This window comes from Streptomyces sp. SGAir0957, from assembly GCF_043523415.1.
Genome location: NZ_CP027293.1, coordinates 6,837,236 through 6,854,752, shown reverse-complemented (window position 1 = coordinate 6,854,752; position 17,517 = coordinate 6,837,236). Strand labels below are relative to the sequence as shown.

The window sequence follows — 17,517 nt, the reverse complement described above, 5'->3', positions numbered from 1 at the left end:
TGCCGTACGGGCGCCGCTGTTCACCGTTGGATCGGCATAAGCACCGGTACGGGAACGGGGTCCGAAGGGGCGCACCCCTTCGGACCCCGCCGGCACCCGGCTCAGCCGAGCTTGCCCCGCAGGACGGCCACGATCTCGTCGACCGGGACCGCGCTCTGCTCGCCGGACTCCATGTCCTTGAGCTGGACGACGCCCTCGGTGAGGTCCCGCTCGCCCGCGACGAGCGTGTAGCGGGCGCCCGAGCGGTTGGCGTTCTTCATGGCGCCCTTGAGCCCCTTGCCGCCGAACGAGAAGTCCGCCGAGATGCCCGCCTTGCGCAACTCGGTCACCTTGGTGAAGAGGACGCGCCGCGCCTCGTCGCCGAGCGGCACCGCGAAGACGCTGGTGGTGGCGGGCAGCTCCAGCTCGATGCCCTCCGCCTCCAGGGCGAGGACCGTGCGGTCGACGCCGAGGGCCCAGCCGACGGACGGCAGCGAGGGGCCGCCGATCATCTCGGACAGACCGTCGTAGCGGCCGCCGCCGCCCACCGCCGACTGCGAGCCGAGGCCGTCGTGGACGAACTCGAACGTCGTACGGGTGTAGTAGTCCAGGCCGCGGACGAGCTTCTCGTCGTCCTCGAAGGCGACGCCCTCGGCGAGCAGCAGCTCGCGCACCTGCTCGTGGTACGCCTTGCACGCGTCGCACAGGTAGTCGCGCAGCGAGGGCGCGCCCACGAGCTGCTTCTGCACGTCGGCCCGCTTGTCGTCGAGGACGCGCAGCGGGTTGATCTCCGCGCGGCGCAGCGTCTCCTCGTCGAGGTCGAGGCCGCGCAGGAAGTCCTGGAGGGCGGCCCGGTAGACGGGGCGGCACTCCTTGTCGCCCAGCGAGTTCAGCAGGATGCGGAAGTCGCTGAGCCCGAGCGAGCGGTACGCCTGGTCGGCCAGGATGATCAGCTCGGCGTCGAGCGCCGGGTCCTCCGCGCCGATCGCCTCGGCGCCGACCTGCGAGAAGTGGCGGTAGCGGCCCTTCTGCGGGCGCTCGTAGCGGTAGTAGGAGCCGGAGTACCAGAGCTTGACCGGCAGGTTGCCCGCCTTGTGCAGGTTGGCCTCCAGGGCCGCGCGCAGCACGGACGCGGTGCCCTCGGGGCGCAGGGCGAGCTTGTCGCCGCCCTTGGTCTCGAAGGCGTACATCTCCTTGGTGACGATGTCGGTGGACTCGCCGACACCGCGCGCGAACAGCTCGACGTTCTCAAAGCCGGGCGTCTCGATGTAGCCGTAGCCGGAGTTGCGCAGCGGCCCGGAGATCGCCTCGCGCACCGCGAGGTACTTCGCGGAGTCCGGCGGGATCAGGTCGTAGGTGCCCTTGGGGGCCTGAAAGGTGCTCACGGGAGGTCTTCTCGTCACATTCCTCGTCGGGGAGCCTCGGTGGAGGGTCCCTGGCCGGCGGCCACCTGCCGCAGATACGGGTTGGTGGCGCGCTCCTGGCCGATGGTGGTCTGGGAGCCGTGCCCGGAGAGGACCACGGTCGAGTCGTCGAGCGGCAGGCACACGCGGGCCAGCGATTCGAGCATGTCGTCCATGGAGCCACCGGGCAGGTCGGTGCGTCCGACGGAGCCGGCGAACAGCAGGTCGCCCGAGAAGAACACGGACGGGATCTCCGCGGTCTCGGGCATCCTGAACGCCACCGACCCCTTGGTATGGCCGGGCGCGTGCGCGACGGTGAACTCGAGCCCGGCGAGCTTCAGGGCGGCGCCGTCGGACAGCTCGCGCACGTCGTCGGGCTCCCCCACGGTCAGCTCGCCCATCAGCGGCATCCCGATGGAGCGGCCGATGCCCGCCTCCGGGTCGCTCATCATGTAGCGGTCGGCGGGGTGGATCCACGCGGGGACGTCGTGCGCCCCGCAGACCGGGACGACCGAGGCGACGTGGTCGATGTGGCCATGGGTGAGGACCACCGCGACCGGCTTCAGCCGGTGTTTCCCGAGCGCTTCCTCGACGCCCTGGGCCGCCTGGTGGCCCGGGTCGATGATCACGCACTCCTCTCCCGCGGCGGGGGCGACCAGGTAACAGTTGGTGCCCCAGGCCCCTGCGGGGAACCCGGCAATCAGCACGATCGTCCTTCGTATGTCGTCGGAAACCACGGAATGCGGCAGATCAGAGCCTACCGGCGCTGCCGATTCCACAGCGAACCCATATACGGTACGGGGCACCAACCGACGGCCCGGCCCGCACACAACAAGGTCACTAGACGTACGAGGAGAACACCCGGTGGTCAGCAAGGATCAGCGGCAGCGTCAGCTCGCCCGGGAGAAGTTCCTGCGCCAGCAGCAGCGGCGCGAGACCGCGCGGCGCAAGGCGCGCACCCGCAACACCGTGATCGCCGCGGTCCTCGCGGTGGCCGTCCTCGGCACGGGTGGCGCGTACGCCGCCGGCGCCTTCAAGGGCGACGACGACAAGAAGACGACGGCCGACTCCGCGCCGAGCGCGAGCCCGTCGGCGTCGAAGGCGCCGGACCCGTGCGAGAAGCCCGCCGGGGGCAAGGCGAAGACGGCGACCTGGAAGAAGGAGCCGGCGATGTCCATCGACAAGTCGGCCACGTACGCGATGAAGCTCGCGACGACCTGCGGCGACATCGGCATCGACCTGAAGGCGTCGGCCGCCCCGCACACGGTGAACTCGTTCAACTACCTGGCGGAGAAGGGCTTCTTCGACCACACCAAGTGCCACCGCCTGACCACCGAGGGCATCTACGTCCTGCAGTGCGGCGACCCGACGGGCACCGGCCAGGGCGGCCCGGGGTACACGATCCCGGACGAGAACCTCAAGGACGCCTCGCTGAAGAAGGCAGAGAAGCAGCAGGGCACGCAGCTGTACACGTTCCCCGCGGGCACCGTCGCGATGGCGAACACCGGGCAGAAGCACACCGGCGGCAGCCAGTTCTTCCTCGTCTACAAGGACAGCAAGCTCCCGGCGACGTACACCCCGTTCGGCACGATCTCCGACTCCGGGATGAAGATCCTGGACAAGATCGCGAAGGCGGGTGCGCAGCCTGCCGACCAGACCACGGGCAACACCGCGCCGAACGCGACCGTGGTGATCGACAAGGGGACTGTGACCAAGTCCTGACCTGCCAGCTGCCAAAGTTCGGTCGCGCGGGATGCGGACAGCCGCCCCGCCGGTCGCCTATGTTGGCGGGGACGAAACTGTGGACGATGCCCGGGGGCCCGCGAGACCTCCGCAGGCATCATGTGGAGGAGGCGCTGTGAGCAGCGACCCGTGGGGCCGCGTCGACGAGACGGGGACCGTGTACGTGCGTTCGGCCGACGGCAGTGAGCGAGTCGTCGGCTCGTGGCAGGCAGGCTCCCCTGATGAGGCGCTGGCCTACTTCAAACGCAAGTACGACGGCCTGGTCGTCGAGATCGGGCTCCTCGAGCGCCGGGTACAGACGACCGACCTGTCGGCCAAGGACGCCACGACCGCGATCGAGCACCTGCGCGAGCAGGTCACCGACGCGCACGCCATCGGCGACCTGGAGGCGCTGGGCAAGCGCCTCGACAAGCTGGTCGCATCGGTCGAGTCGCGCCGCGAGGAGCGCAAGGTCCAGAAGGCCAAGCAGTCCGACGAGGCGCGGCACGCCAAGGAGGAGCTGGTCGCCGAGGCCGAGCAGCTGGCCCAGTCCGAGCAGTGGCGGGCCGCCGGTGAGCGGCTGCGCGCCCTGGTGGACATCTGGAAGGGGCTGCCCCGCCTCGACCGCAAGTCGGACGACGAGCTGTGGCACCGCTTCTCGCACGCCCGGTCGGCGTTCTCCAAGCGCCGCAAGGCGCACTTCGCGTCCCTGGACGCGCAGCGCGAGGACGCCCGCAAGGCCAAGGAGCAGCTGGTCGCCGAGGCCGAGGCGCTGTCGAACTCGCAGGACTGGGGCGCCACGGCGGCCCGGTACCGCGAGCTGATGACGGACTGGAAGGCGGCGGGCCGGGCCCAGCGCGAGCACGAGGACGACCTGTGGAACCGCTTCCGCGGCGCCCAGGACGTGTTCTTCGCGGCGCGCAGCGCGGTCTTCGCCGAGCGCGACGCCGAGCAGGGCGAGAACCTCACGCTCAAGGAGGAGCTGGCCGCGGAGGCGGAGAAGCTCCTTCCGGTCGGCGACCTGAAGGCGGCCCGTGCCGCGTTCCGTTCGATCAACGAGCGCTGGGAGGCCATCGGCCACGTACCGCGTGACGCACGGCCCAAGGTCGAGGGCCGGATGCACGCCGTGGAGCGGGCCCTCCAGGAGTCCGAGGAGGCCGAGTGGCGCCGGACCAACCCGGAGGCGCGAGCGCGTGCGGCGGGTCTGACCGGTCAGCTCCAGGCGGCCGTCGACAAGCTGACGGGGCAGATCGAGCAGGCTCGTGCGCAGGGCAACACGGCGAAGGCCGACAAGTTGCAGCGTGAGCTCGACGGGCGCCAGGCGCTGCTGGATCAGGCGCTGAAGGGGCTTCAGGAGTTCGGCGGCTGAGAGTTGGCCGTAAAAGAGCGGGCCCGGACTTCTCGAAGTCCGGGCCCGCTCTTTTACGCCTTCGCGTCTGCCTTGATCCGTTCGTCGTGCGTCTGACCGCCGTCGTGGCTTCTCGTGCAGTTCCCCGCGCCCCTGGCGGGGCACATCCCGACCCGCACCAAAGAGTTACGGCCTCCGCGCCGACGTGACCCGGTAGACGTCGTAGACGCCCTCCACCCCCCTGACCGCCTTCAGGACGTGGCCCAGGTGCTTCGGGTCGCCCATCTCGAAGGTGAAGCGGGACGTCGCCACCCGGTCGCGGGACGTCTGGACCGCCGCCGACAGGATGTTGACGTGCTGGTCCGAGAGGACGCGGGTGACGTCCGACAGGAGGCGCGAGCGGTCCAGGGCCTCGACCTGGATGGCCACCAGGAAGACCGAGGACTGCGTGGGCGCCCATTCCACGTCGAGGATGCGCTCGGGCTCGCGGGAGAGCGAGTCCACGTTGACGCAGTCGCTGCGGTGGACCGAGACGCCGCTGCCGCGCGTGACGAAGCCGATGATGGGGTCGCCGGGCACGGGCGTGCAGCAGCGCGCCAGCTTCACCCAGACGTCGTCGACGCCCTTGACCACCACGCCCGGGTCGGCGTTCGACCGGCGCTTGGAGCGGCCCCGCGACGGCGGCGCGCTCTCCGCGATGTCCTCGTTGGCCGCTTCCTCGCCGCCCAGCGCCTGGACGAGCTTCTGCACGACCGACTGGGCCGTGACATGGCCCTCGCCGATGGCCGCGTAGAGCGACGAGATGTCCGGGTAGCGCATCTCGTGCGCGAGCGTGACCAGGGAGTCGCCGGTGAGGATGCGCTGGATCGGCAGGTTCTGCTTGCGCATCGCGCGCGCGATGGCATCCTTGCCCTGCTCGATCGCCTCGTCGCGGCGCTCCTTGGAGAACCAGGCGCGGATCTTGTTGCGCGCGCGGGGCGACTTGACGAAGCCGAGCCAGTCGCGGGACGGGCCCGCGCCGGCCGCCTTGGAGGTGAAGACCTCCACCAGGTCGCCGTTGTCCAGGGTCGATTCGAGCGGCACGAGCCGCCCGTTGACCCGCGCCCCTATGGTGCGGTGCCCGACCTCGGTGTGGACCGCGTAGGAGAAGTCGACCGGGGTGGCGCCCGCGGGGAGCGCTATGACGTCGCCCTTCGGCGTGAACACGAACACCTCGTTGCGCGACAGGTCGAAGCGCAGGGACTCCAGGAACTCGCCCGGGTCCTCGGTCTCCTTCTGCCAGTCGAGCAACTGGCGCAGCCACGCCATGTCGTTGAGGTGGTCGTCCTTGCCGGAGGTGCGGGGCGCGTCACTGCGCACCTTGGAGGCGCCGGCGACGGCCTCCTGCTTGTACTTCCAGTGCGCGGCGATGCCGTACTCGGCGCGGCGGTGCATGTCGAACGTGCGGATCTGCAGCTCGACGGGCTTGCCGTTCGGGCCGATGACCGTCGTGTGCAGCGACTGGTACATGTTGAACTTGGGCATCGCGATGTAGTCCTTGAACCGCCCAGGAACCGGGTTCCAGCGGGCGTGGACGGTGCCCAGGGCCGCGTAGCAGTCGCGGACCGTGTCGACCAGGACGCGGATGCCCACCAGGTCGTAGATCTCCGCGAAGTCACGGCCGCGGACGATCATCTTCTGGTAGACGCTGTAGTAGTGCTTCGGGCGGCCGGTGACGGTGGCCTTGATGCGGGCCGCGCGCAGGTCGCTCTGCACCTCGTCGGTCACTATGGCCAGGTACTCGTCGCGCTTGGGCGCGCGCTCGGCCACGAGCCGCACGATCTCGTCGTACATCTTGGGGTAGAGGATCGCGAAGGCGAGGTCCTCCAGCTCCCACTTGATGGTGTTCATGCCCAGGCGGTGGGCGAGCGGCGCGTAGATCTCCAGGGTCTCGCGCGCCTTCTTCTCCTGCTTCTCGCGCTTGAGGTAGCGCATGGTGCGCATGTTGTGCAGGCGGTCGGCGAGCTTGATGACCAGGACGCGCGGGTCCTTGGCCATGGCGACGACCATCTTGCGCACGGTCTCGGCCTGCGCCGCCTCGCCGAACTTGACCTTGTCGAGCTTGGTCACGCCGTCGACGAGGAGGGCGACCTGGTCGCCGAAGTCGCGCTTGAGGGTGTCCAGGCCGTACTCGGTGTCCTCGACCGTGTCGTGCAGCAGCCCGGCCATCAGCGTGGCGGGGTCCATGCCCAGCTCGGCCAGGATCGTCGTCACCGCGAGCGGGTGCGTGATGTACGGGTCGCCGCTCTTGCGCTTCTGGCCGCGGTGCCAGCGCTCGGCGACCTGGTAGGCGCGCTCGATCTGGCGCAGCGTCGACGTCTCGATCTTGGGGTCATTGCCGCGCACGATGCGCAGCAAGGGCTCCAGAACCGGGTTGTACGGGTTGGAGCGCTGCACGCCGAGGCGGGCGAGACGGGCCCGGACACGGTTGGAGGAGCCGGAGCGGGCCGCCGGCTGGTTCGTGGCGGCACGGATCGCGGGCGGCGGCGTGGCACGCGAGTGCTCGGCGGACTGCCTGGAACGTGGCTGCTCGGCCGCCTTGCCGTTGCCCGCGCCCGCGGGCTGCGCGGGGCTCTGCCCGTTCTTCGCGGGGCTCTGCCCGTTCTTCGCGGGCGCGCCGGAGGACGCCGCGGCGGGATCGGCCTGCTGGTCGGGCTTGGCGGCGGTGAGTGGCTTGGCCTCGTCTGGCAACGGCGCTCCTCGTGCACGACGGGTCCCCGTACAGGTCCCGGAACGTCCATGGTATCGATCCGGCGGCCATAGCACGTATTCGGCCGCCGGGACGCCCGTGTACTGGGGAAACACCTGAGGTGTACTGCGGAAACACCTGAGGCGGGCGCGGGATTCCGCCACGCCCGCCCCTGGAGGTGTGCCTAGACGGTGAGCAGGGCGTCGAGCGGGGCGCCGTCGAGCGCGGGCTCCACGCGCGCGCGGCCGGGCAGGAAGCCCAGCTCCATGAGGACCGCGACGCCCGCGACCTGCGCGCCGGCCCGGCGGATCAGGTGCAGGGCGGCCTCGGCGGTGCCGCCGGTCGCCAGCACGTCGTCGACGACCATGACGCGGTCACCGGCGGCCAGGTCCTCGGCGTGCACCTCGATCTCTGCGGACCCGTACTCCAGGTCGTAGGACTGCGCGAGCGTCGCACCGGGCAGCTTGCCCGCCTTGCGTACGGGGATGAAGCCGAGGCCCGCGCGGACGGCGACGGGGGCGCCCAGGATGAAGCCGCGCGCCTCCAGGCCGACGACCTTGGTCGCGCCGTGGCGCACGCACAGCTCGGCCAGCGCGTCGGTGAGGGCGGTGAAGGCTTCCGGGTCGGCGAGGAGCGGGGTGATGTCCTTGAACATCACGCCGGGCTCCGGGTAGTCGGGAACGTCCCGGATGCGGCTGAGGAGCAGGTCCTTGATGTCGGTCATTTCTGCACCTCAGGCACGTGGGATGGGGTTTTGGCGGAGGAAACCTTAGCAGCCGCGCGTGTCCGGCAACGACGCGGGCGCCAGGAGCCTCGACGGCTCCCGGCGCCCGTGTCACGTACGGCCCCGGGGGGTCAGCGGCGCTTGCCCGAGGGGCGGCCGCGGCCGCGGTTGCGGGCCGGCTGGTTGCGCGGTCCCGCGCCCGCCGGGGCGGCGTCCTCCGGCTCCTCCTCCGGCTCGCCGCCGGCCTGGTGGCCGACGACGGCGGCGGCGGTCTCCGCCTGCGCCGCGGAGGAGGCCCGCTTGGCGAGGACCCGCTTCTTGAGCGCCTTCATCTTCGGCTCGCGCTCCTTGAGGTCGGCGACCAGCGGAGTGGCGATGAAGATCGACGAGTACGCACCGGCGGCCAGACCCACGAAGAGCGACAGCGAGATGTCGTTCAGCATGCCGGCGCCGAGGAACCCGCCACCGATGAACAGCAGGCCCGCGACGGGCAGGAGCGCGACGACCGTGGTGTTGATCGAGCGGACCAGGGTGCTGTTGATCGACCGGTTGGCGATGTCGCTGTAGGTCCAGCGGGTCTGCTTCTCGATGCCCCGCGTCTGCTCCTTGAGGGAGTCGAAGACGACGACCGTGTCGTAGAGCGAGTAACCGAGGATCGTGAGCAGACCGATCACCGTGCCCGGCGTGACCTCGAAGCCCACCAGGGCGTAGATCCCGACGGTGATGGTGATGTCGTGGATCAGGGCGACGAGCGCCGCGACCGCCATGCGCCACTCGAAGGCGATCGCCAGGTAGATCACGACGAGGACCATGAAGATCGCCAGGCCCTGCCAGGCCTTGTTGGCGATCGTGTCACCCCAGCTGGGGCCGACCAGATCCGCGTTGATCTTGTCCTGGGCGATCCCCAGGTCCTTGGAGAGATCGGCCGCGATCTCGTCCGACTTGCCCGTGTCGATGCCCGCGATCTGGATGCGCAGGCCGCCCGTGCCGAGCTCCTGCACGATCGCGTCGTGGCCCGAGGCGTTCTCCGCGTACTCCTCCGCCTTCGCGGCCGAGACGCTGGTCTTGGGCGTCGTGAAGACGGCGCCGCCCTCGAAGTCGATGCCCATGTTCAGGCCGCGCACCCCGAGACCGAGGATGGCCGTGATGGTGATCAGGATCGAGACGCCGTACCAGATCTTGCGCTTGCCGATGAAGTCGTAGCCGACCTCACCGCGGTAGAGCCTGGCGCCGAGATTGCCGAGCTTCGACATCTCACGCCTCCTTCGGGTCGCTGGAGCCGGCGGCGGGGGCGGTGCGGCGGGATGAGCGCCGGCGCAGCGGCGGCTGGGCGCCGAGCCGCTTCGGGTCGAGACCCGACCACTTGTGGCCGCTGGAGAAGAACTTCCTGCGGGCCAGGATCGTCATCAGCGGCTTCGTGAAGAGGAAGACGACGACCACGTCGAGCAGGGTGGTCAGGCCGAGCGTGAACGCGAAGCCCTGCACCTTGCCGACGGTCACGATGTAGAGCACCGCGGCCGCGAGGAACGACACGAAGTCGGAGACCAGGATGGTGCGCCGGGCGCGCGGCCAGGCGCGCTCGACGGCGGGCCGCACGGAGCGGCCCTCGCGGACCTCGTCCCGGATGCGTTCGAAGAACACGATGAAGGAGTCCGCGGTGATACCGATGGCCACGATGGCACCACAGACCGCGGGCAGGTTCAGCGCGAAGCCGATGGCCGGGCCGAGCAGCGTCATCAGCGTGTACGTGAGGATGCCGGAGGCGACCAGCGAGGCGAGCGCGATGACCGACAGGCCCCGGTAGTAGACCACCAGGTAGATGACGACCAGGGCGAGGCCGATGGCGCCCGCGATCAGACCGGCGTGCAGCTGCTCACCGCCGAGCGCGGCGGTCACCGTGGTGACGCTCTGCTCGTGGAAGGTGAGCGGCAGGGCGCCGTACGACAGCACGTTGGCCAGGTCCTGGGCGGACTCCTGGGTGAAGCTGCCGGAGATCTCGGCGTTGGCGCTCAGGGTCGAGCTGACGCTGGGGGCGGAGACCACGTCGCCGTCGAGCACGATGGCGAACTGGTTCATCGGCGACTGCTGGTCCTTGAGCTTGCTGGTCGTCGCCGCGAACTTCTTCGAGCCGCCGCCCGTGAAGTCCATGTTCACGACCCACGCGCCGGACTGCTGGTTGATGACGGCCTGGGCCTTCTTGACGTCCTTGCCGTTCACCTCGGACGGGCCGAGGATGTACTTCTCCCACTGCCCGGCCGAGTCCTTGCCGCAAGCGACGATGGTGTCGGCCGGCTTGGCGCCCTCGTTGACCTTGGTGCGGGCCGCCTTGTCGGTGCAGTCGAGGTCCGTGAACTTCTTCTGCAGCGCGGTGGTCGCCGGGTCTGCGGAGGCGGGCGTGCTGGCGGACGGCGTCGGCGAGGCCTTGTCGTCGTCGGCCTTCAGGGCGTCGGTGACGGCACGGCCCTGGGAGGTGGCGGTGGGGGTCGGCGTGGCGGACGAGGACGCCTTGTCGTCGCCCTTCTCCGTCGCCTTGTCCGTGGCCTTGTCGCCGGACGAGGCGCTCGGGGACGGGCTCGCGGTGGGGTCGCCGGTCTTGGCGCCCGCGGCCACCGTCAGCACGGGGCGGAAGTAGAGCTGAGCGGTCGTACCGACCTGCTCGCGCGCCTGCTTCTGGTTCGTGCCCCGGGGGATGTTGACGATGATGTTGTTGTTGCCCTGCGTCTGGACCTCGGCCTCGGAGACACCCATGCCGTTGACGCGGCGGTTGATGATGTCCGCCGCGGTGTCCATGTTGGTCTTGTTGATCGCATTGGGCTGGCCCGGCTCGTTCTTGGCCTCCAGCGTGATGCTGGTGCCGCCCGCGAGGTCGATACCGAGGCGCGGCGTGTACTCACTGGCGAGGAACATGCCCCCGACGAGCGCCACCATGATGATCACAATCAGGCTCAGAGCACGCCCCGGCCTGCTCTGGGTCCCTGACCCTCGGCTCTTTGTAGGTGTGGCCACCTTCTCGTACTCCCTCTCCATCCGCCCTGCGTCGGGGATCCGGCCCCGCACCGCCCGGGCGGCCATGAAATGGTCGAGAATCCACGCGGGTCACGCACGAGACGGAACCGCGGCGACGCAAGCGGTCGCCCCCACGGTTCCTGTCGTGACTACTTCGCGTCGGACTCGCCGTCGGTCTTCTTCGGCTCGGCGTCGGCGGCCTTGTCGGCCTCGGCGGCGGGCTCGTCGGCCGCGTCCTTCTTGCCGAGGTCGATGCGCGAGTCGTCAGCGGCGGCGGGCTCGTCGGTCCCGGTGAGGGAGGACGCGTCGTCGGGGACGACGGCGGAGTCGGTCAGCTCGGTGTCCTCGGTGGCTTCCGCACCGTGGACGATGCGGTTGTACTCGTCGTCGGAGAGCACCGCGCCGATCGCGTTCTTCGCGAACATGAGGTGCACGCCGGGGCCGGCGTCCAGGAGGACCGTGTCCTCGTTGACCTCCTTGACCGTGGCGTACATGCCCCCGATCGTGCGGACGCCGGAACCGGGCTGCATGTCATTGCGCATCGTCGCGGCCGCCTGCTGCTTCTTCTTGGCGGAGCGGGTCATCAGGAACATGGCCCCGATGAGCACGATGAACGGGAGGAGGGTCACGAGACTCACGGGTGGGAACTTCCTTCAGGCGACCGCGTCAGGAGCGGCCTTGTCGGTTTGGGGGTGCCGTCGCCGTGAAGGCGACTGTCGGCGGAGTCTAAGCGAGTCCGCACGGTGGGAACAACGCTCAGCATGGCACCGGGGTTCCATGCCCGGCGACTGCCCGCGCCGCCGGACCGGCTCTCACGTCCCGAAGAGGTCCTGTTGTCCGGAAGCGCCCGCTCGCTCCTGGGGCGGAGTGAGCCCCAGGTGGGCCCAGGCGGCCGGGGTGGCGACGCGGCCCCGCGGCGTCCTCGCCAGCAATCCCTCCCGTACGAGGAAGGGCTCGGCCACCTCCTCGACCGTCTCGCGCTCCTCCCCCACCGCGACCGAGAGCGTCGACAGGCCCACGGGTCCGCCGCCGAACAGCTTGAGCAGCGCCTCCAGGACGGCGCGGTCGAGGCGGTCGAGGCCGCGGCCGTCCACCTCGTAGACGGCGAGCGCGGCGCCCGCGATCTCCCGGGTGATGTGGCCGTCGGCCTTGACCTGCGCGTAGTCGCGGACGCGGCGCAGCAGCCGGTTGGCGATGCGCGGGGTGCCGCGGGAGCGTCCGGCGATCTCGGCCGCGCCCTCGGCGTCGATCTCCAGGTCGAGCAGGCTCGCGGAGCGGTGGATGACACGCTCCAGCTCGGCGGGCTCGTAGAACTCCATGTGCGCGGTGAAGCCGAAGCGGTCGCGCAGCGGGGGCGGCAGAAGGCCCGCGCGCGTGGTGGCGCCGACGAGGGTGAAGGGCGGCAGTTCGAGGGGGATGGCGGTGGCGCCCGGCCCCTTGCCGACGATCACATCGACGCGGAAGTCCTCCATCGCCATGTAGAGCATCTCCTCGGCTGGCCGGGACATGCGGTGGATCTCGTCGAGGAAGAGGACCTCGCCCTCCTGGAGGGAGGAGAGGATCGCGGCCAGGTCGCCCGCGTGCTGGATGGCGGGGCCCGAGGTGATGCGGATCGGGGCGCCCATCTCCGCGGCGATGATCATGGAGAGGGTGGTCTTGCCGAGGCCGGGGGCGCCGGAGAGCAGGACGTGGTCGGCGGTCGCCCCGCGCGCGCGGGCGGCCCGCAGCACCAGGTCGAGCTGGACCCTGACCTTCTCCTGGCCGATGAACTCGCCGAGGTCCTTGGGGCGCAGGGCCGCCTCGACGGCCTGGTCCTCGCGGTCGGCGGCGGAGCCCACCAGACGCTCGGGGTCCGGCGCCGCGTCGGTCGGGTCGTCCCAGTTCATTACGTGTGCCTCGCGTTGCGGGTCGGGGTCGGTCGGGTGGGTGGGGGCGGCGGGAGCGGTGCAGTGGGTGCGGTTCAGCGGGTGCGGTTCAGGGTCTGGAGGGCGGCCTTGAGGAGCTGTCCCACCTGCGGGGACTCGGCCGCCTCGGCCTGCGGGGTGACCGCGGTGACTGCCTCGTCGGCCTCCCGGGTGGCGTAGCCGAGGCCGATGAGCGCGGCGTGCAGCTGGTCGCGCCAGCCGCTGGTGACGGCGGTGCCGATGGCGGGCCCGCCGGTGCCGAGCGGTTCACCGAGACGGTCCTTCAGCTCAAGGAGCAGCTTCTGCGCGCCCTTCTTGCCGATGCCGGGGACGGCGGTGAGCGCCTTCTCGTCACCGGTGGAGACGGCGCGGCGCAGGGCGTCGGGGCTGTGCACGGCGAGCATGGCCTGGGCGAGGCGCGGGCCGACGCCGCTGGCGGTCTGGAGCAGCTCGAACGTCTGGCGCTCGTCGTCGTCCGCGAAGCCGTACAGGGTGAGCGAGTCCTCCCGTACGACGAGGGAGGTGGCGAGCTTGGCCTGCTGGCCGACGCGGAGCGTGGACAGGGTGTTCGGCGTGCACTGGACGGCCATGCCGACACCGCCGACCTCGACCACCGCGGTGTCGGGGGCGAGGGCGGCGACGGGGCCGCTGACGAAGGCGATCATGCGGTACGGCCTTTCCCTGCTGTGGATGCGCGCCCTGCTGTGGATGCGCGCCCTGCTGTGGATGCGTGAGCTGCGTGCATGGCTACGGCTTGCTGGAGTCTGTTCTGCGCGGGGGCGCGCCAGATGTGGCAGATGGCGAGGGCGAGCGCGTCGGCGGCGTCGGCGGGCTTGGGCGGTGCGTCCAGCCTGAGCAGTCGAGTCACCATGGCGCCGACCTGCGCCTTGTCGGCGCGGCCGCTGCCGGTGACGGCGGCCTTGACCTCACTGGGCGTGTGCAGGGCGACGGGGATGCCGCGGCGCGCGGCGCACAGCATGGCGACGGCGCTGGCCTGGGCGGTGCCCATCACGGTGCGCACATTGTGCTGGCTGAACACCCGCTCCACGGCGAGGAGTTCGGGCTGGTGCTCGTCGAGCCACTGCTCGATGCCCTGCTCGATGGCGACCAGGCGGTGGCCCAGCTCCGCGTCCGGGGGCGTACGGACGACGCCGACGCCGCGCATCGTCAGGGGCCGCCCCGCGACCCCCTCGACCACGCCGACACCGCACCGGGTGAGACCCGGGTCCACGCCCAGCACTCGCACGCCTTGCCCCCACTTCGCTCGCCTGTTCCTGCAGGCTATCGGGTGCCACTGACAAAGCGGCGGGCCGACGGGGTGTGTGTCCCGTCGGCCCGCCGCTGATGCCGTGTCAGGCGCGCTCGGCGCCTCAGGCGTCGACCTTCTCCATGACCTCGTCGGAGACGTCGAAGTTGGCGAAGACGTTCTGCACGTCGTCGCTGTCCTCCAGGGCGTCGATCAGCTTGAAGATCTTGCGGGCGCCCTCCTCGTCCAGCTCGACCTGCATGGTCGGGACGAAGTTGGCGTCGGCCGAGTCGTAGTCGATGCCCGCCTCCTGGAGGGCGGTGCGGACCGCGACCAGGTCGGTGGCCTCGGAGAGCACCTCGAAGGAGTCGCCCAGGTCGTTGACCTCCTCGGCGCCCGCGTCGAGCACGGCGCCCAGGACGTCGTCCTCGGTCAGCTCGCCCTTGGGGACGACCACGACGCCCTTGCGGTGGAACAGGTACGAGACGGAGCCCGGGTCGGCCATGTTGCCGCCGTTGCGCGTCATGGCGACGCGGACGTCGGAGGCGGCGCGGTTGCGGTTGTCGGTGAGGCACTCGATGAGCACCGCGACACCGTTGGGACCGTAGCCCTCGTACATGATCGTCTCGTAGTCGGCGCCACCGGCCTCAAGACCGGCGCCGCGCTTGACCGCGGAGTCGATGTTCTTGTTCGGCACCGAGCTCTTCTTGGCCTTCTGGATGGCGTCGAAGAGGGTCGGGTTGCCGGACGGGTCGGCGCCGCCCGTGCGGGCCGCAACCTCGATGTTCTTGATCATCTTCGCGAAGAGCTTGCCGCGCTTGGCGTCGATCACGGCCTTCTTGTGCTTCGTCGTAGCCCATTTAGAGTGGCCGGACATCTGCCTGTCTCCTTCGCGTAACCAACCTCAGTACGAACGCAGCGATCCTACAAGGAACCCGAAGCGTCCTTCGCCCGCACCATCTCCACGAAGAGCCCGTGGAGGCGGTGGTCCCCCGTCAGCTCGGGGTGGAACGACGTCGCGAGCGCGTTGCCCTGACGGACGGCGACGATGTGCCCCTCGTGCTCCGCGAGCACCTCGACGGCCGCGCCGACGGACTCCACCCAGGGGGCGCGGATGAAGACGCCCTCCACAGGATCGCCCGCCACGCCGCGCACGTCGACCGCCGCTTCGAAGGACTCGTTCTGTCGCCCGAAGGCGTTACGGCGCACGATCATGTCGATGCCGCCGATGGTCTCCTGGCCCGAGCGCGGGTCGAGGATCTTGTCGGCGAGCATGATCATTCCGGCGCAGGTGCCGTAGACGGGCAGACCGGCGCGCACGCGCGCGCGGAGCGGCTCCATGAGGCCGAAAAGCGTGGCCAGCTTGGAGATGGTGGTGGACTCGCCGCCCGGCACGACGAGACCGTCGACCTCGGCCAGCTCCTCGGGCCGCCGCACCGGCCTGGCCACGGCGTCGGCCGTGGCCAGGGCGACGAGGTGCTCCTGTACGTCGCCCTGCAGAGCCAGGACGCCGACGACGGGCGTGTCGCTCATGCCCTACCAGCCCCGGTTCGCGTAGCGCTCGGCCTCGGGAAGGGTGTCGCAGTTGATGCCCACCATGGCCTCGCCGAGATTGCGCGAGGCATCCGCGATGATCTTGGGGTCGTCGTAGAAGGTGGTGGCCTTCACGATGGCCGCGGCGCGCTTGGCCGGGTCGCCCGACTTGAAGATGCCGGAGCCGACGAAGACGCCCTCGGCGCCGAGCTGACGCATGAGCGCGGCGTCGGCGGGGGTGGCGACGCCACCGGCGGAGAACAGCACCACGGGCAGGCGGCCGAGGTCGGAGACCTCCTTGACCAGCTCGTACGGGGCGCGCAGGTCCTTGGCGGCGGCGTACAGCTCGTTGTTGTCGAAGCCGCGCAGGCGGGCGATCTCGTTCTTGATCTGGCGCAGGTGGCGGACGGCCTCGACGACGTTGCCGGTGCCGGCCTCACCCTTGGAGCGGATCATCGCGGCGCCCTCGGCGATGCGGCGCAGGGCCTCACCGAGGTTGGTGGCCCCGCACACGAAAGGCGTCGTGAAGGCGAACTTGTCGCTGTGGTTGACCTCGTCGGCCGGGGTCAGCACCTCGGACTCGTCGATGTAGTCCACACCCAGCGACTGGAGCACCTGGGCCTCGACGAAGTGGCCGATCCGGGACTTGGCCATGACCGGGATGGAGACCGCGCCGATGATCTCCTCGATCATGTTCGGGTCGGACATCCGGGCCACGCCGCCGTCCTTGCGGATGTCGGCGGGGACCCGCTCCAGGGCCATGACGGCGACGGCGCCCGCGTCCTCGGCGATCTTCGCCTGCTCGGCGTTGACCACGTCCATGATGACGCCGCCCTTGAGCTGCTCGGCCATGCCGCGCTTGACGCGGGCGGTGCCGGTGGCCGGGGCTTCGGTGGCGGGCTGCGGGATGCTGGTGGACACGGGTGACCTCATTCGGTGACGAAGGCTTTGCTGCGTCACCGAGGAAACCTCGCACGACCAGGCCACTACAAGAGCCAATGGAGACCCGGTGGCTCTTTTCGCGCTCCCTACGTGGTGGCGCGATCGGCGAGGGCCGAGGGCGGCTCGTCGTCCATCTCGAAGGCGAGCGGGAACGGGGCGTGTCCCGCGAGGCGGAACCAGCGGACCTTGCGGTGCCGGCGCAGCGCGCGCGCCGCGCGGACGGCGTCATTGTGAAAACGCCGGGCCATGGGAACCCGCCGCACCGCCTGCGCCAGCTCCTCCGCGGCGGCCTCCCCACCGGGCGCCTCCCGCACGGCCTCGACCTGATCGGCCTCCCCGAAGACGGCCCTGAGCGCCTGGCTCAGCTCGCTCTCGGCGACCTCCCGCTGGTCCTCCTCGGCCTGCCGCGCCGCGTGCGCCGCCTCGTAGAGCACGATGGAGGCGGCCGGATCGAGGACACCGGACGTGGCCAGCTCCTGCGCGACGGAGGCCCGCCGCAGCAACTGCGCGTCGAGCGCGGCCCGAGCGGCGTCGATACGGGCGTGCAGCCGGTCGAGCCGCCCCGCGGTCCAGCTCAGATAGAGCCCGATCGCGAAGAGGGCTACGGCGATCCAGATGAGGGTGGCGGTCACGGGCGGCAAGATTACCGGCCTGCCCCCTGTCGGTAGGACGAGCCACCCCACCGCCCTGGCGTCACGAGGGAACGATCCATAGGGGTGCACCCGCGTAACGACGCGAGGGAACGGTCCACCGGGGTGCGCTCGCGGCTCGACGTGAGGGAACGGTCCACCGGGGTGCACCCGCGACTCGACGTGAGGGAACGGTCCACCGGGGTGCACCCGCGACTCGACGTGGGGGAACGGTCCACCGGGATGCACCCGCGACTCGACGTGAGGGGACGTGCCGGGGTGCCCCCGCAGGGCACTGCGAGAACGCAGCGCCGGACGACGCGCCTACGGCGGTCAGAGGGCGAGGAGACCGA

General features: G+C 70.5%; 16 protein-coding genes. 2 read left to right on the top strand and 14 right to left on the bottom strand.

The features are described 5' to 3' along the window. Positions 1 to 101: 101 nt before the first annotated feature. Positions 102 to 1,364: a histidine--tRNA ligase gene (gene hisS / locus C1N81_RS35930; RefSeq protein WP_394435523.1), complete on the bottom strand. Its 1,263-nt coding sequence runs from the start codon at positions 1,362 to 1,364 to the stop codon at positions 102 to 104. A 14-nt stretch (positions 1,365 to 1,378) separates the two neighbouring features. Then, positions 1,379 to 2,089 (bottom strand): MBL fold metallo-hydrolase, encoded by a 711-nt coding sequence (locus C1N81_RS35925; RefSeq protein WP_394435522.1) that lies wholly within the window; start codon positions 2,087 to 2,089, stop codon positions 1,379 to 1,381. A gap of 157 nt (positions 2,090 to 2,246) precedes the next feature. On the opposite strand from C1N81_RS35925, the gene C1N81_RS35920 reads away from it, so the two are divergent. Together C1N81_RS35920 and C1N81_RS35915 are read left to right on the top strand one after the other, a co-directional pair. Further along, on the top strand, positions 2,247 to 3,104 hold the full coding sequence (locus C1N81_RS35920; protein ID WP_394435520.1) for a peptidylprolyl isomerase: 858 nt from the start codon (positions 2,247 to 2,249) through the stop codon (positions 3,102 to 3,104). A gap of 136 nt (positions 3,105 to 3,240) precedes the next feature. Beyond that, complete coding sequence (locus tag C1N81_RS35915) at positions 3,241 to 4,473, top strand: DUF349 domain-containing protein (RefSeq protein ID WP_394435519.1); 1,233 nt, start codon at positions 3,241 to 3,243, stop codon at positions 4,471 to 4,473. A gap of 165 nt (positions 4,474 to 4,638) precedes the next feature. Here the strand turns inward: C1N81_RS35915 and C1N81_RS35910 are convergent, their stop codons facing one another. The 12 genes from C1N81_RS35910 to C1N81_RS35855 all read right to left on the bottom strand — a co-directional run bounded on the left by C1N81_RS35910 (position 4,639) and on the right by C1N81_RS35855 (position 17,167). After that, a complete protein-coding gene (locus C1N81_RS35910; RefSeq protein WP_394435518.1) occupies positions 4,639 to 7,182 on the bottom strand; it encodes a RelA/SpoT family protein in 2,544 nt (847 codons plus the stop codon). Positions 7,183 to 7,364: 182 nt separating this feature from the next. Then, positions 7,365 to 7,904 (bottom strand): adenine phosphoribosyltransferase, encoded by a 540-nt coding sequence (locus C1N81_RS35905; RefSeq protein ID WP_394435517.1) that lies wholly within the window; start codon positions 7,902 to 7,904, stop codon positions 7,365 to 7,367. 131 nt (positions 7,905 to 8,035) lie between these two features. Then, a complete protein-coding gene (gene secF, locus C1N81_RS35900) occupies positions 8,036 to 9,157 on the bottom strand; it encodes a protein translocase subunit SecF (RefSeq protein WP_394435516.1) in 1,122 nt (373 codons plus the stop codon). Position 9,158: 1 nt separating this feature from the next. Next, complete coding sequence (gene secD / locus C1N81_RS35895; protein ID WP_394435515.1) at positions 9,159 to 10,910, bottom strand: protein translocase subunit SecD; 1,752 nt, start codon at positions 10,908 to 10,910, stop codon at positions 9,159 to 9,161. A 149-nt stretch (positions 10,911 to 11,059) separates the two neighbouring features. After that, entirely contained in the window at positions 11,060 to 11,548 is a 489-nt protein-coding gene (yajC, locus tag C1N81_RS35890; RefSeq protein ID WP_394435514.1) for a preprotein translocase subunit YajC, read from the bottom strand. Between the two features lie 174 nt (positions 11,549 to 11,722). Next, positions 11,723 to 12,796, bottom strand: coding sequence for a Holliday junction branch migration DNA helicase RuvB (ruvB, locus tag C1N81_RS35885; RefSeq protein WP_394435513.1), 1,074 nt, complete (start codon positions 12,794 to 12,796; stop codon positions 11,723 to 11,725). Between the two features lie 74 nt (positions 12,797 to 12,870). After that, positions 12,871 to 13,479, bottom strand: a complete 609-nt coding sequence (gene ruvA, locus C1N81_RS35880) for a Holliday junction branch migration protein RuvA (protein ID WP_394435512.1) — start codon at positions 13,477 to 13,479, stop codon at positions 12,871 to 12,873. Further along, positions 13,476 to 14,060, bottom strand: coding sequence for a crossover junction endodeoxyribonuclease RuvC (gene ruvC / locus C1N81_RS35875; RefSeq protein WP_394435510.1), 585 nt, complete (start codon positions 14,058 to 14,060; stop codon positions 13,476 to 13,478). The genes ruvA and ruvC overlap by 4 nt, the downstream gene beginning before the upstream one ends. A 124-nt stretch (positions 14,061 to 14,184) precedes the next feature. Beyond that, entirely contained in the window at positions 14,185 to 14,937 is a 753-nt protein-coding gene (locus C1N81_RS35870; RefSeq protein WP_394435509.1) for a YebC/PmpR family DNA-binding transcriptional regulator, read from the bottom strand. Positions 14,938 to 14,984: 47 nt separating this feature from the next. Then, positions 14,985 to 15,593, bottom strand: a complete 609-nt coding sequence (pdxT, locus tag C1N81_RS35865; protein ID WP_394435508.1) for a pyridoxal 5'-phosphate synthase glutaminase subunit PdxT — start codon at positions 15,591 to 15,593, stop codon at positions 14,985 to 14,987. A gap of 3 nt (positions 15,594 to 15,596) precedes the next feature. Continuing rightward, the gene (gene pdxS / locus C1N81_RS35860) at positions 15,597 to 16,514 is read right to left on the bottom strand and encodes a pyridoxal 5'-phosphate synthase lyase subunit PdxS (protein ID WP_394435507.1); all 918 of its coding nucleotides are present in this window, start codon (positions 16,512 to 16,514) and stop codon (positions 15,597 to 15,599) included. Between the two features lie 107 nt (positions 16,515 to 16,621). Further along, positions 16,622 to 17,167 carry a LemA family protein gene (locus tag C1N81_RS35855; RefSeq protein ID WP_394435506.1) on the bottom strand — a complete coding sequence of 182 codons (546 nt, stop codon included), beginning with the start codon at positions 17,165 to 17,167 and terminating at the stop codon, positions 16,622 to 16,624. Positions 17,168 to 17,517 lie beyond the last annotated feature (350 nt).